This is a genomic window from Uniformispora flossi (assembly GCF_049534875.1).
GTDB lineage: Bacteria > Actinomycetota > Actinomycetes > Streptomycetales > Streptomycetaceae > Yinghuangia > Yinghuangia aomiensis.
In genome coordinates this window covers 545,779-559,154 of record NZ_JBMULZ010000004.1, presented here as the reverse complement: position 1 = coordinate 559,154, position 13,376 = coordinate 545,779, and the positions used below count along the sequence as shown (strand labels likewise).

The 13,376-nt window shown below is 72.3% G+C and carries 10 protein-coding genes and 1 pseudogene; 2 read left to right on the top strand and 9 right to left on the bottom strand.

Annotation, left to right across the window (positions count from 1 at the left end):
* Nucleotides 1–11: 11 nt before the first annotated feature.
* The 6 genes and pseudogenes from pstS to mshD all read right to left on the bottom strand — a co-directional run bounded on the left by pstS (nucleotide 12) and on the right by mshD (nucleotide 6,848).
* Nucleotides 12–1,172 carry a phosphate ABC transporter substrate-binding protein PstS gene (gene pstS / locus ACPA54_RS12465; protein WP_423528934.1) on the bottom strand — a complete coding sequence of 387 codons (1,161 nt, stop codon included), beginning with the start codon at nucleotides 1,170–1,172 and terminating at the stop codon, nucleotides 12–14.
* 302 nt (nucleotides 1,173–1,474) lie between these two features.
* Nucleotides 1,475–1,951: a SixA phosphatase family protein gene (locus ACPA54_RS39050; protein ID WP_479729424.1), complete on the bottom strand. Its 477-nt coding sequence runs from the start codon at nucleotides 1,949–1,951 to the stop codon at nucleotides 1,475–1,477.
* Between the two features lie 33 nt (nucleotides 1,952–1,984).
* Nucleotides 1,985–2,377, bottom strand: a pseudogene (locus ACPA54_RS39045) (NUDIX hydrolase); the annotation flags it as partial.
* A 62-nt stretch (nucleotides 2,378–2,439) separates the two neighbouring features.
* The gene (locus ACPA54_RS12455) at nucleotides 2,440–3,522 is read right to left on the bottom strand and encodes a CHAD domain-containing protein (protein ID WP_423528930.1); all 1,083 of its coding nucleotides are present in this window, start codon (nucleotides 3,520–3,522) and stop codon (nucleotides 2,440–2,442) included.
* Nucleotides 3,509–5,713, bottom strand: a complete 2,205-nt coding sequence (locus tag ACPA54_RS12450; RefSeq protein WP_423528928.1) for an RNA degradosome polyphosphate kinase — start codon at nucleotides 5,711–5,713, stop codon at nucleotides 3,509–3,511. The genes ACPA54_RS12455 and ACPA54_RS12450 overlap by 14 nt, the downstream gene beginning before the upstream one ends.
* 187 nt (nucleotides 5,714–5,900) lie before the next feature.
* Nucleotides 5,901–6,848 (bottom strand): mycothiol synthase, encoded by a 948-nt coding sequence (mshD, locus tag ACPA54_RS12445; protein WP_423528926.1) that lies wholly within the window; start codon nucleotides 6,846–6,848, stop codon nucleotides 5,901–5,903.
* Nucleotides 6,849–7,051: 203 nt separating this feature from the next.
* On the opposite strand from mshD, the gene ACPA54_RS12440 reads away from it, so the two are divergent.
* The gene (locus tag ACPA54_RS12440; RefSeq protein WP_423528924.1) at nucleotides 7,052–7,363 is read left to right on the top strand and encodes a hypothetical protein; all 312 of its coding nucleotides are present in this window, start codon (nucleotides 7,052–7,054) and stop codon (nucleotides 7,361–7,363) included.
* Complete coding sequence (locus ACPA54_RS12435; protein ID WP_423528923.1) at nucleotides 7,360–9,711, top strand: outer membrane protein assembly factor BamB family protein; 2,352 nt, start codon at nucleotides 7,360–7,362, stop codon at nucleotides 9,709–9,711. Before ACPA54_RS12440 ends, ACPA54_RS12435 begins: the two co-directional genes overlap by 4 nt.
* A 230-nt stretch (nucleotides 9,712–9,941) precedes the next feature.
* Here the strand turns inward: ACPA54_RS12435 and ACPA54_RS12430 are convergent, their stop codons facing one another.
* The 3 genes from ACPA54_RS12430 to ACPA54_RS12420 all read right to left on the bottom strand — a co-directional run bounded on the left by ACPA54_RS12430 (nucleotide 9,942) and on the right by ACPA54_RS12420 (nucleotide 13,289).
* The gene (locus ACPA54_RS12430) at nucleotides 9,942–11,198 is read right to left on the bottom strand and encodes a hypothetical protein (protein WP_423528922.1); all 1,257 of its coding nucleotides are present in this window, start codon (nucleotides 11,196–11,198) and stop codon (nucleotides 9,942–9,944) included.
* A gap of 129 nt (nucleotides 11,199–11,327) precedes the next feature.
* A complete protein-coding gene (locus ACPA54_RS12425; protein WP_423528920.1) occupies nucleotides 11,328–12,344 on the bottom strand; it encodes a LacI family DNA-binding transcriptional regulator in 1,017 nt (338 codons plus the stop codon).
* 198 nt (nucleotides 12,345–12,542) lie between these two features.
* Nucleotides 12,543–13,289, bottom strand: coding sequence for a response regulator transcription factor (locus ACPA54_RS12420; RefSeq protein ID WP_423528918.1), 747 nt, complete (start codon nucleotides 13,287–13,289; stop codon nucleotides 12,543–12,545).
* Nucleotides 13,290–13,376: the final 87 nt, after the last annotated feature.

The window sequence follows — 13,376 nt, the reverse complement described above, 5'->3', positions numbered from 1 at the left end:
CGGCGAGGCCGTCAGGACAGCGACGCGACGGCGGTGCGGACCTTGCCGGCGATCTCGGCGGGCAGCGGCGCGTAGCCGTTGTCCTTGAGGATCGCCTGGCCCTCGTCACTGGAGGTGTAGGTGAGGAAGGACTTCACCAGCGGCAGCTTGTCCGCGGGGGTGCCCTTCTCGCACACGATCTCGTAGGTGACCAGGAGGATCGGGTACGCGCCCTCGGCCTTGGTCGCGTAGTCGAGCTGGAGCTTCAGGTCGTTGCCCTGGCCGGTGATCTTCGCGGCGGCGACGGCCTTGCCCGCGGCCTCCGGGGTCAGCTCGACCGGCTTGGAGGCGCCGGTGTTGATCTGTGCGATGCCCAGGGAGTTGTTCTCCGCGAAGGAGGTCTCCATGTAGCCGATGGCGCCGTTGGTCTGCTTGACGACGCCGGCGACGCCCTCGCTGCCCTTGGCGCTCTGCCCGTCCTGGGTCGGCCAGTCCTGCGCCGCTTCGGGGGTCCACACGCCGCCCGAGGCCGCCTTCAGGTACTTGGTGAAGTTCTCGGTGGTGCCCGACTTGTCGGAGCGGTGCACTGTCTGGATCGGGCTGGACGGCAGCTGCGCGCTCGGGTTCAGCGCCTTGATCTCGGCGGCGTCCCAGGTCTTGATCGAGCCGTTGAAGATGCCCGCGATCGTCTTCGCGTCCAGGACCAGGTCCTTGACGCCGGAGACGTTGTAGGCGACGGCGATCGGGCCGGTCACCATCGGCAGGTTGATCGCGCTGCCGGTCTTGCAGGCCGCGGCGGCCTTCGGCGCCTCGTCGTCCTTGAGCGCCGAGTCGGAGCCCGCGAGGTTGACCTGGCCGTCGAAGAAGGCCTGGCGGCCCGCGCCCGAGCCGTTCGAGTTGTAGTTGACGGTGGTGCCCGAGCACTTCTGCTGGTAGCGCTTGATCCACTCGTCCATGGCGTTCTTCTGGGCGCTCGAACCGGCAGCGGCGAGCGTCCCCGAGGCGCAGTCGAGCTTGGCCGCCGGAGCTGCGGAGCCGCCGCCGCTGCCCGACGCGGACGACGGCGAGTCCGAGTTGGACTTCGTGCCGCTGCTGTTGTCGTCGGAGCCGCAGGCGGTGAGCGTGAGCGCGCCGGCGACGGCTATCGCGGCGAACGCGGTGCTGCGCCGAGCGAGTCGGGGCCGAGTGGTCACGGCTGTTCCTTCCGGTTGCTTCCTGAGCTTCGGGCGATGACCCGTTGGTCACCGTCGATGCCGACGTTAAGTCGACTGCGTGAAGCAAACGGCGGGAGAAAGTGAACCCGGCGTGAACACAGGCGGGCCATCAGACTCCGCGCCCACTGTCCGGTTTGTTGCCGTGATTTCCCGGCGGCGAGCCGCTGACCTGCGACTTTCCCGCGGATGTCGATCGGGGTTCACGAGGCGTTCACCAACGCGGAGCCGCGCGTTCCGCCCCCTGTGTCCGTTTCTTGACCGCGCCCGGCGCACCCCGGGGTTTACCCCTCGATCGGATACGGGGCGTGACGATCGGCCGCCGCCACCGTGCCGCCCGCGGTGTGCAGGACGACGAACTCCCCGGGCAGCAGCAGCTCGCCCCGGCTCCGCCCGGGCTGCGCCGCGTGCCCGGCCGCGCCCAGCAGCGCGGGGAGCACCGGCCGATGCGAGCACACCACCACCGGGCTGCCGTCCGCTACGAGATGGCGGATCAGGTCGCCCGCCGCCGACGCCCGGTCGGCGTGCCCGTCCTCGGACAGCGCGGGCACCACTTCGACCGCGGTCCCCGTCGTGCGGCAGTACGGGTCGACCGTCTCCAGGCAGCGCAGCGACGGCGAGCTGAGCACCGCCGCCCGGCCGAACGCCGCGAGGATCCCGGCCAGCCGCTCGGCCTGCATCCGGCCCGCCGCGGTCAGCGGCCGGTCCGCGTCGCGGTCCCACTCGCCGCCGCGCGCCACCGCGCCGCAATGGCGCAGCACGATCACGGGGACCGTGGCGTACGGCCCCGAAGTCAGCTCGGGGGCCAGCTTGGCATCGCGCCCGTGCGTCATGAGCGTCGCGACGTCGTCCGGCGGCAGCCACGCGATGCGATCCACCTCGCGGTTCGCCGCGAACCGCCCGCCGCGCGCCTCCGCCGCCCAGTACCGCACGAGTTTGAGCCGGTCCTTCACCGCGTACGACTGCACGCCCAGCTCGCGGCCCAGCACCGCGTCGAACCCGGTCTCCTCCAGCACCTCGCGCACCGCGGCGACGGTCGCGTGCTCGCCCGGCTCGATCTTCCCCTTGGGCAGCGACCAGTCGTCGTACTTCGGGCGGTGGACCAACGCCACTTCGACCCCCGACGCCCCGGGTCCCTCCGCGCGCCGCCACAGCACCGCGCCCGCGGCCCGGACCGGGACGCGCAGCTTGTCGACGGGGTCCGCGGGCGCCGCGCGCGGGCGCGGGCCGCCGAACCAGCCGGAGAACGCTAGGCGCCCCACCGCTCCACCTCGTCGAGCCCGTCGCGCAGCTCCGGCCAAAGCGTCGCGAACGTGTACCGCGCTTCGGCGATTGCGAAGCGCTGGAGCACGTGCAGCTCGCCGAGCACGAACGCCGCCGCACCGCCCAGCCGCGGCGACGCCGCGAGGTCGCGCGCCACCGCGGCGGCGAGCGCGGCGTCCTGATGGGTGCCGAGGGACTCGGTGACGGCCTTCATCCGCTTGGCGAGCCGCTTGGCCGGGGCGCCGAACTCCGGCACGCACAGGTCCGCGGCATACCGGGCGCGCTTGCCGAGGATGCGCACGCGGTGCCAGGCGTGGTCGTCGTCGTCGGCCAGCGGCACGGGATGCCCGTACGGCACCGCCGCGGCGTCCAGCGGCAGCTTGGCGGCCTGCTTCGCCAGCTTGCCGAAGGCCTTCGCGGCGAGCGCCGGGACGGCCTGCGCGGCGGGCTCGGCGGCCTGCGCGGTCAGCGTCAGCCGCAGCCGCGGCTCGGCGAGCCGGGCGGCGAGCTGCGAGAAATCGGGGGAGTCGAGCGTCCGCAACGCGGTGGTGTGCCCGGCGGCCAGCCCGCTGCGCAGGCGCCGTTCGATCGCGCCGCGGGCCCGCGGGGTGCCCGGCCGCGGCGGCAGCTGGTCGATGCCGTCGAGCAGCCGGGCCAGCAGGACTTCGTTGTCGCGTTCGCCGGACAGGCAGTCGGCCGCCCACCGCAGATCGGCGGACAGTGCCGCCGCCGGGTCCGGGTCGACCAGCGACGTGCAGGTGCGCAGCGCGCTGCGCATGCGGCGGGCCGCCACGCGCATCTGGTGGGCCGCGTCCTCGCCGCCGTCGCGCAGCCGCGGGGCCTGGTCGAGGAAGGCGGCCGCTTCGCCGGAGAGATGGTCCATGAGGACGTCGCCTGCGGTACGCACCTTCGTGCCGCCCCTTTTGCCGGCCTTGCCGGTGGTGCCGGTGGTGCCGGCGTCCGTGCCGTCTTTGTGCGCCCGCGGGCGCGGAACCTGGGGTTCCGCCGCCGTGCCGCCGGGGTCCGCCGTGCCGCCGTCCGCCTTGGTCCGCCGTTCACTCCGGCCCACGCCGCCGCCTCCTCAGTTCGATGAGGTGCTCCTGTACGTCCCGCAGCACGGTGCCGTCGGGGGCCGTGGCGTGCCGCGTCCACGTCCCATCGGGGCCGAGGTGCCACGACGCGGTCTCGGCGCTCATTCCGAGGTCGACGAATTCGGCGATCTGGTCCCGGTGCCGGCCGCTCAGACGTACCGCGGCCTCGACCCGCCGGTCAAGGTTCCGGTGCATCAAATCCGCCGAACCGATCCACACTTCGGGCTCTCCGCCGTTCGCGAACACCCAGACCCGCGAGTGCTCCAGGAAGCGGCCCAGGATGCTGCGCACCCGGATGTTCTCCGACAGCCCGCGTACTCCCGGCCGCAGCGCGCATATGCCGCGGATCCACAGGTCGACCGGCACACCCGCCTGCGAGGCCCGGTAGAGGGCATCGATCACGGTCTCGTCGACTATCGAGTTCGACTTGAGCCGGATGTACGCGGGATCGCCCTTCTCCTGGTTGGCGATCTCCCGCTCGATGCGTTCGACGAGGCCGTTGCGCAGCGAGTGGGGCGCGACGAGCAGCCGCCGGAACGTCTGCGCGCGCGAGTACCCGGACAGCCGGTTGAACAGGTTCGACAGGTCCTCGCCGACCTGCGGGTCGACGGTGAGCAGACCCATGTCCTCGTACAGGCGTGCGGTCTTCGGGTTGTAGTTGCCCGTGCCTATGTGGCAGTAACGGCGCAGCGTGTCGCCTTCCTGCCGGACGACGAGCGACAGCTTGCAGTGCGTCTTGAGGCCGACGACGCCGTGCACGACGTGGCAGCCTGCCTGCTCCAGCTTGCGGGCCCATTCGATGTTGGCGCTCTCGTCGAAGCGGGCTTTGAGTTCGACGAGGACGAGGACCTGCTTGCCGGACTCGGCGGCGTCGATGAGCGCGTCCACGATCGGCGAGTCGCCGGAGGTGCGGTACAGGGTCTGCTTGATGGCCAGGACCTGCGGATCGGCGGCGGCCTGCTCGAGGAAGGCCTGCACCGACGTCGCGAACGAGTCGTAGGGGTGGTGCACCAGCACGTCGCGGCGCCGCATCGCGGAGAACACGTCGGCGGAGTGCGCGGTCTCCACCTCGGCCAGGTCGCGGTGGGTGCCCGCGACGAACTTGCGGTACTTCAGCTCGGGGCGGTCCAGGTCGGCGATCGCGTGCAGCCCGGTCAGGTCGAGCGGCGCGGACAACGGGTAGACCTCCTTCTCCGCGATGCCGAGTTCGCGGACGAGCAGGTCGAGGACCATCGGATCGATGGTTTCCTCGACCTCCAGGCGCACCGGCGGGCCGAAGCGGCGGCGCATGAGTTCCCGCTCCAGGGCCTGGAGCAGGTTCTCGGCGTCGTCCTCCTCGACTTCCAGGTCCTCGTTGCGGGTGACCCGGAAGGCGTGTCGGCCGAGGATCTCCATACCGGGGAACAAATCGCCCAAGTGTGCGGCGATGACGTCTTCCAGCGGCACGAACCGGGCGGGGGAGACCTCGATGAAACGCTGCAGCAGCGGCGGCACCTTGACGCGCGCGAAGTGCTGGTTGCCGGAGCGCGGGTTGCGCACGACCACGGCCAGGTTCAGCGACAGGCCGGAAATGTAGGGGAACGGGTGCGCGGGGTCGACGGCCAGCGGGGTCAGCACCGGGAAGATCCGCTCGCGGAAGAGCGTGTAGAGCGACTGGTGCTCGCCCTCGGTCAGGTCGTCCCAGCGCAGCAGCTCGATGTCGGAGTCGGCGAGCGCGGGCAGCACGTCGTGGTGGAAGCAGGTCGCGTGTCGCGCCATGAGGGCGCGGCTGCGGGACCAGATGTTCTCCAGCACTTCGCGGGGCTGGAGGCCGCTGGCCGCGCGCACGGCCATGCCGGTGGCTATGCGGCGCTTGAGGCCGGCCACCCGGACCATGAAGAACTCGTCCAGGTTCGACGCGAAGATGGCCAGGAACCGGGCCCGCTCCAGCAGCGGCGTCGCGGGGTCCTCGGCGAGTTCGAGGACACGTTCGTTGAACGCGAGCCAGCTTCCCTCGCGGTCCAGGAACCGGTCGGCGGGCAGGTCGGACGGGCGGTCGGATCCGACGACGGCGACCGCGGAACCCCCTGCGGCGGCGTCCGCGTCGCGGGCCCCGGCGTCGACAGGAGTGACGACGGGAGCGACGGCGAGGTGGCGCGGACGGGCGGAGGCGGGCAGATCGGCGGTCATCGGATCATCCTCTCCGGCGTCGATGTCTCCAAGGTAAAGAGCAAATGGCGAAACAGCCTGCCGGGAGGTGCGGCAAGGCACGGGGAGCCGTCACGTGGCGGGCCCGCCCCCGCCGGGCGGCGGGGGCGGCGGGAGGCCGTCGGATAGTCGGGTTGTCGGGTGCGGCGGCGCCGGGGCGCCGGGCCGGTCAGCCGGTGTACCGGTACATCACATCCACGGTATGCACACGGAAGCCCAAGCGGGTATAGACGGAAACCGCGGCTTCGTTGTCGGCGTCGACATAGAGCAGGACCTCGGCGAGCGGCCCTCCGTCCGCCTCCGTCTGGGCCAGATGGCGCAGTCCGACCGCGGTGAGCAGTTTGCCCAGGCCGCCGCCCTGCGCGGCCGGGTCGACCCCGACCACGTAGACCTCGCCGAGGGGGCCCTCGTCGGCGGTCGCCGGGTGCACCTTGGTCCAGTGGAAGCCGACCAGGCGCCCCGACTCGTCCTCGGCGAGGAAGAACCCGGCCGGGTCGAACCACGGCTCGGCGATCCGGCGGCGCAGGTCGTCCTGCGTCCAGGCGCCCTGCTCGGGGTGGTGCGCGAAGGCCTTGGCATTGAGCGCCAGCCACGCGTCGTCGTCTTCGCCCGGCACGAAGGTGCGGACCGAGATCCCGGGCGGCGGGGCGGTGTCCGGCACCGCCAGGTCGGTGGCACGGCGCATCTGCCACAGCTCACGGAAGGCGGCGAAGCCGAGTTCGGTCGCCAGGTGCTCGGCCGCGCCCTGCTTGCCGTGCGCCCATACGCGCAGCCGCCCGGCGGCGTCCTTGTGCCGGGCTTCGTCGAGCAGCGCGGCGACGAGCTTGCGCCCGTTGCCGCGGCCGCGCGCGGCGGGGCCGACGAACACTTCGCCCGCGGGGCCCTCGCCCGGGTCGGACACGTCGAGGTGCGCGTAGCCGGCGACCGTGCCGTCCGGTTCCCGCAGCAGCAACTCGCGGGCGCCGGGCGCTCCGTGCCGCAGCTCCAGCCGGGTCTGTTCGGACAGCGGTGCCGCCCCGTCGACCCGCGCGGCCTCCTCGGCGAGTGCCAGCACCGCCACCACATCCGCGGCATCCGCGCGGCTCGTCCCGTCGATGAAAGTCTCGGAGTGCACCATGGGGCAACGGTACGGGGCGGGCCTGCCGGCAGCGGGCGGCGCGGCGGGCCCACCACGGGACAAGAGCGGATGAATCATCCGCAACCGGTGCACAGGCGCCGTCCAACTCGGAGGCTGGACCCCTGACTTGGGCGGCGATGGGGCCGGGCCCGATAACGTGTCGAGGCTGATCGCAGCAGATCCCCCAAGAACAGGATTCGACCATGTCGTACGCGCCTCCGCCAGGCCCGCACGGCGGCATCCCCGGTCAGCGCCAGTGGGGTGCCGCGCCATCGCCGCAGGCTTACCGAGGACCGGCCCGACCGCGGAAGTTCCTGGTGGTCGTGGTCGGGCTGCTGGTGAGCGCCGCGGCCCTCGCGGGCATCGCGGCGACGGTGCTGTGGTGGGACAACACCATGCGGCAGATGGGCGTCACCGATACCAACACCGTCAAGGACAAGCTGCCCGGCCCGCGCGGGCTCGGCGCCGACCTGCCGCCGTCTCCGGCCGCGCCGTCCGCGGGAGGCCGTTCGTGACGAACCCGCCGCCGCCGTTCCAGGTACCGGACGACAACGAGCCGCCGCAGAACGCCGACCCGGTGCAGCCGCCGGCCGGGCCCGGCGCAGCGCCGTGGGGCCAGGGCGCGCAGTACCCGCCGCCGCAGGGGCAGGCGTACGGGGCCCCGCCTCAGCAGCCTTACCCCGGGCAGCAGCCGCAGCCGGGACAGCAGCCTTACCCGGGACAGCAGTTCGCGCCCCCGCAGGCACCGCAGCCGCAGAACCCGCAGTTCGCCCCGCCGCCGCCCGCGCAGCAGTACCCGGCGCCGGGGCAGCAGTACGGGCCGCCGCCGGGGCAGCCGGCCGCCCAGCCGTACGCCGCGCCTGGGCAGTTCGCCGCGCCGCCCCCGGCGGGCGGCCAGCCGCCGCAGCCCGGATCCCCGTTCGGCCCGCCGCCCGCCGCCCCGCAGCCGTCCGCGTGGGCTCCGCCGCCCCCGGCCGACGCCCAGCCGCAGCCGGCCGCGCAGCAGTGGGCTCCGCCGCCCGCCGCACAGCCGTCTCCGCAGTCGTCGCCCCCGATGGGCGCGCCGGCCGCACAGCCGTTCGTCCCGCCGCAGAGCGGCCCCGGGCAGTGGCAGGGCGGGCCTGGCGGTCCGGCCGCCGCCGCGGCCGCAGGCGGGGCAGGGGCGGCCGCCGGTGCCGCGTGGGCGCCGCCGCCTTCGCCGGCTCCCGGCGGGTCCGCAGGCGACCCGTGGGGCGGGCCCGGACCGGCGTCCGGGACCATGCCGCCGCCGTCCGGTGCGCCGCCGTACGCGGCGGCCCCGTACACGAGCAGCCCGCAGCCTTCCGGGCCGTTCGACGCGATGCTGCCGCCCGGCGCGTACCCGCCGCCGCACCAGAGCTTCGGCACCGGTGCGCCGTCCCACGGGACGCCGCATTCCGGCCGCCACGAACTGCACTTGGGGCCGCCGCGCGCGCCGCGGCCGCCGAAGCAGACGCGGTCGGTTCTGCTGGCGTCGGCCATCGCGGCGGTGCTGGTCGGCGTGGCCGCGGTGCCGATGGCGATCCACCAGGCGAACCGCGACGTGTCCGACGGTTTGGGCAAGTCCCAGCAGCAGGGTGACGTGCTCTGGTCGATCATGGAGCACCGCGACGGGCCGACGAGCCCGGAGAAGCCGGCGTTGGAGCGCCCCGGCGCGTGGTTCACCGACACGACTGTCGTGGTGGCGGAAGCGGCCCGGCTTGTCTCGTACAACCAGGACACCGGCAAGACCGAGTGGGAGTACAAGGCGCCGGAAGGCTCGCTGGTCTGCGATGTGACGCCCCAGACCGATACGCGGTACGCCTTGGCCGCGTTCGGCAAGGACGACCAGTGCACGACGCTGGAGGCCGTCGACCTCAAGACCGGCAAGAAGGTCTGGTCGGTCGATGTCGGCACCGATCCCGGCGCGATCCCGGGTCTCTCCGGGTACGGCCTGACCAAAGGCATCGCGGTCACCGGCGACACCGCGGTCTTCGACGGCAAGGCGTACCGGGTGTCCGACGGCAAGCCGCTGTGGGACTCGGCGACCGCGCTGCCCAAGGGGTGCACCGACCCGGAGTACCTCGGCGGCAAACGCCTGGTGGCCAAGTGGACCTGCGGATTCCAGGCGCCGACCTCGGTGGCCGAGATCGATCCGGCGACCGGCAAGCCGAAGTGGACGTTCACGGCGCCGAAAACGGCGTCCGTGTTGGACGACGTCAAGATCGCCGCGGTGGATCCGGTCATGGTCATGCAGGGGCAGGCCATAGGACTCGGCAAGGAGCCGCCGACCGTCATCGTGCTGGACGACAGCGGCAAGGAGAAGTTCCGCCTGCAGGACCACCCCGTCATCAACCCGCCGGGGACGTCGATCAGCGCCGCGGCTCCGGTCCTGGCGACCGACAAGGTCGTGTATGTGCCGGGCAGCGACATGTCCGCCTTCATGGGCACCGGCGGCAGCGACGTCAACCAGATCACCGCTTACGACCGCGAGAGCGGCAAGAAGCTGTGGACCAAGACCGTCGCGGGTACGAACACGGTCGGGATGAAGCAGCAGGCGAAGGTCTACCCGATCCGGGTCGACGAGAACGGCGACGTGCTGGTGGCCGCGGCGGGCATGGCGCGCCCGATCCACTTGGTGAAGCTGTCGGCCTCGGACGGGACGGTGACCAACCTCAAGGAGTTCCCGGGGCGGGTCGGGTGGGGCACGAACTTCATGTGGGGGCCTAGTGTTTTCGAACGCAATGGTCAGGTGACGTTCGTCGGCGCGCCGTCCGAGCAGAACATCAAGGTCAGCACCAAGGACATCGTCGGCAAGACCGTGGAGTCGGACACCGCGTACTACCGGGTCATCACGATGCGCTAGCCGCACCGACCTGCGAAGAGGGGTGGGGGCGGCCCGGGGGGGGGGGCCCCCCCGCGGGGGGGGCGCGGGGCGGCCGCGGGGGGGGGGGGGGGGGGCCCGTGGGGGGGGGGGGGGGGGGGGGGGGGGGGGGGCCCCGCCGCGCCCCCCCCCCCCCGGCGCGTGGGGGGGGCCCCCCCCTCGGGGGCGCCCACCCCTCTTCGTGTCCCCGTTCGCTTCCGCGGGCGGTTCGGTCAGCGCGAACCGTTGGGGCCGCTGCGGAAGTTGATGCCGTTCCACTTGTGGAGCCGGGACATCTCCCAGATGGCGAGTACCGAGATGATGGTGGCGCCGAGGACGCCGGTGCCGGCCTTGACGTTGTCCGGGACGGTGTTCGACCCGGCGGCGAGACCGTTGAGCAGGCCGTCGCCGAGCTTGAGGGTCAGGTCGTTGACGGTCATCGTCCAGGCCAGCCAGATCGTCAGCAACGGAAGCAGCAGGGGGTGCCCGTCGGCTGCCGCGAACAGGTGCTTGGTGACCTGCCACAGCGCGCCGACGGCGAACAGGATGCACCACACGGCGATGAACGCGGCCACCCAGGACAGGATCAGTTCCTTCTGAGTGCCGTCCTTGTTGATCAGGAAGACCTTGTGTTTGGTCCCGGCCGCGTTGCGGACGAGCACATACGCGGTGATGCCCACGGCCATGACCCCGCAGAAGATGAAGATCACCTTTATGGGGTGCACCAGTTGGCGGACTGTGTGGTCGCGCACATGGGGGTGGGCGAACAGCGACAAGAGGACGCCGATCACCACGATGCCGAGGGCGCAGAAGATCGGCGCCAGGACGATGCGGTGGACGATCGACGAGACGGCTTCCTGACCGACGCTGAGCGCGTCCAGCATGTTGTTCGCCTTGCCGACCATGTCGGTGCTCTGGTCCTGCAGCTTCTGCAGTCCCGGGTCCACCGTCCGCCCTGTCGGGATGCCGGTCGGCATCGACGTCGAGAAGTTCGTCGGCAGCTTGGGGTAGCCCGACGGGAACAGCGAACTGAGATCCGTCGGGTAGTTCGTGGGGAAGTTCGTCGGCAGCCCCGTCGCCTGCGGCATGGGCGTCGGCAGCGCGCCGTTCGCGAGTGCCTCGCCGATCGGCGACGACGTCGGGCCCGGGGCCGGCATGCCGTTGGTGACCGGCATGTTCGGCATCAGCGGCGTGTTGTTCTTCCGGTGCCGGTAGAAGATCGCCAGGAAGACGCCGAACACCAAGGTGAGGCCCAGCCACGCGCGGGCGCGGTTGACGTTCTCCATCATGGGGTCCGGGCGGCCGTGCCGGTACTTCGGCTTGAGCAGCTTGCCGGCCAGGATCACCGGGAAGGTGACGGAGACGATGTTTCCCAGCCACCGCCGTTCCGTCTCGATCGGTGTCTCGCCCCGGGCGTTGCGTGGTGGTTCCGGGGGGTGCAGGCCCGGTGCGGCCGCCGTGCCCGGCGGGTAATGCGTCGGGTTCGCCATGCGGATGAAGCCCCTCCCCGTGAAGCCAAGATGTGGAACAGGGACGGAGCTTAGCGACGGACGGAGTCTGCGGGGCGGCCGCCTTCTCCATCAACCGTTTGGTTCAGTCCGGCAATTGCCCCGGCGGCGTCAGCAGCCGCAGCTGCGGCGGACCACGAGGCGCGCCGGGAAACTGCGGATTCGCACCTCGCCCGGTGCGGCCGGTTCCCGCTCCATGGCCAGGTCGACGGCCGCCTCGGCGATCGCCGCGCGGTCGGCGGCGACGGTGGTGAGCGGGACGTCCGCGAAGGCCGCTTCGGCGATGTCGTCGAAGCCGACCACCACGAGGTCGTCGGGCACCCGCAGTCCCAGTTCGCGGGCCGCGCGCAGCACGCCTATTGCCTGGTCGTCGGTCGAGCAGAACAGCGCGGTCGGCCGGTCCGGCTCGGCGAGCAGGTCGCGGGCCACGCCGTAGGCGCCGAAGCGGTTGAACGGCGCCCCGCGCAGCAGCCCGTCCGGGGCGATCCCGGACTCCGCCAGGGCCCGGCGCCAGCCGCTGACGTGGTCGGTGACCGGGTCGCCCAGGTCCGGCGTCGACGGCGGGCCGCCGAGGCAGTGGATGCGGGTGAGGCCGTGCGCCTCGATCAGGTGCCGGGTGGCCAGGTAGGCGCCCTGCACGTCGTCCAGGACGACGGCGTCGCCGTTGAGCGCGTTGGGCTGGCGGTGCATGAGCACGACGCGGACGTCGCGCGTGGCGATCTCGGCCGCGGCCCGCTCGGACAGGCCCTGGCTGACCAGCACCAGCCCGGATACCTGCATGCCGAGGAACGCTCGGACGTAGTGCAGTTCCCGGTCGTCGTCGTAGTCGGAGTTGCCGATGAGGACCAGGCGGCCCTTGTCGAACGCCGCCTTCTCCACCGTGTGCGCGAGCTCGGCGAAGAACGGCTGGCGGGTGTCCGGGAGGACCAGGCCGATCAGATTCGTACGCCGACTCGCCATCGCCTGCGCGACGCTGTCGGGGCGGTAGCCGAGCTGCTCTATTGCGGCGAGGACGCGCTCGCGTGTCGCGGGGGCGACAGGCCGCGGTCCGTTGTTCACCACATAGCTGACCACCGCGGTCGACGTCCCGGCGAGGCGGGCAACGTCGTCGCGGGTCACCTTGGGCACGGACCCATTGTAGGGACGACGGCCGAGGCTCATATCCGCACCGTCTCCGCTCGTTCCGCGCTCTGTGACCGACCCGCGGTCGGAATGTCCTCGATGTGCGGCATGTCGATGTCGTGTTGCGACCGCATGCTGCCGGAATCACCGGCGGAATTCGACCGGAATCGTACGCAAAGCAAACCAAACGCTCCCAGTGAACTCTCAGGAAGCCTGACCGGGCACCGGCTCGCCGACCGGCACACCGGTGCCGCGCGCATCGGCTTCCGCGCTGCGGTCCGGCACCACGAACCGGTAGCCGACGTTGCGCACCGTCCCGATCAGCGACTCGTGCTCCGGCCCGAGTTTCGCGCGCAGCCGCCGCACGTGCACGTCGACCGTGCGGGTGCCGCCGAAGTAGTCGTAGCCCCACACCTCCTGAAGGAGCTGGGCGCGGGTGAACACCCGGCCCGGGTGCTGCGCCAGGTACTTCAGCAGCTCGAACTCCTTGAACGTGAGGTCGAGCACCCGGCCGCGCAGCTTCGCGCTGTACGTGGCCTCGTCGATCGTCAGGTCGCCATTGCGGATCTCGGTCGGCTCGTCGTCCGCGCCCTGCGCCGCCTGCAGACGGCCGATGGCCAGTCGCAGGCGCGCCTCGACCTCGGCCGGGCCGGCCGTGTCGAGCAGCACGTCGTCGACGCCCCAGTCGGCGGTGAGCGCGGCCAGGCCGCCCTCGGTGGTGACCAGGATCAGCGGCGCGCCGACGCCCGTGGTGCGCAGGACCCGGCACAGGCTGCGCACCTGGGGCAGGTCGCGGCGGCCGTCCACCAGGATGACGTCCGCGGGCGGTGCGTCGACCAGCGCGGAGGCCTCCGCGGGCGCGACCCGCACCTGGTGCAGCAGCAGACCCAGCGCGGGCAGCACCTCGGCCGACGGCTGGAGTGCGTTGGTGAGCAGCAGCAGGGCACTCAAGTGGGCTCCCCTCGCCCGGCGCGGACGATGGAGTCCACACCTGTTCGGTGGCGGGCGCACGACGGCGTAACGGACGTCGTGGGTCCG

Coding starts and splice junctions, on each gene's coding strand:
- ACPA54_RS12450 (WP_423528928.1), bottom strand. CDS start 5,713: ATGACCGCCGATCTGCCCGCCTCCGCCCGTCCGCGCCACCTCGCCGTC.
- mshD (WP_423528926.1), bottom strand. CDS start 6,848: ATGGTGCACTCCGAGACTTTCATCGACGGGACGAGCCGCGCGGATGCC.
- ACPA54_RS12440 (WP_423528924.1), top strand. CDS start 7,052: ATGTCGTACGCGCCTCCGCCAGGCCCGCACGGCGGCATCCCCGGTCAG.
- ACPA54_RS12430 (WP_423528922.1), bottom strand. CDS start 11,198: ATGGCGAACCCGACGCATTACCCGCCGGGCACGGCGGCCGCACCGGGC.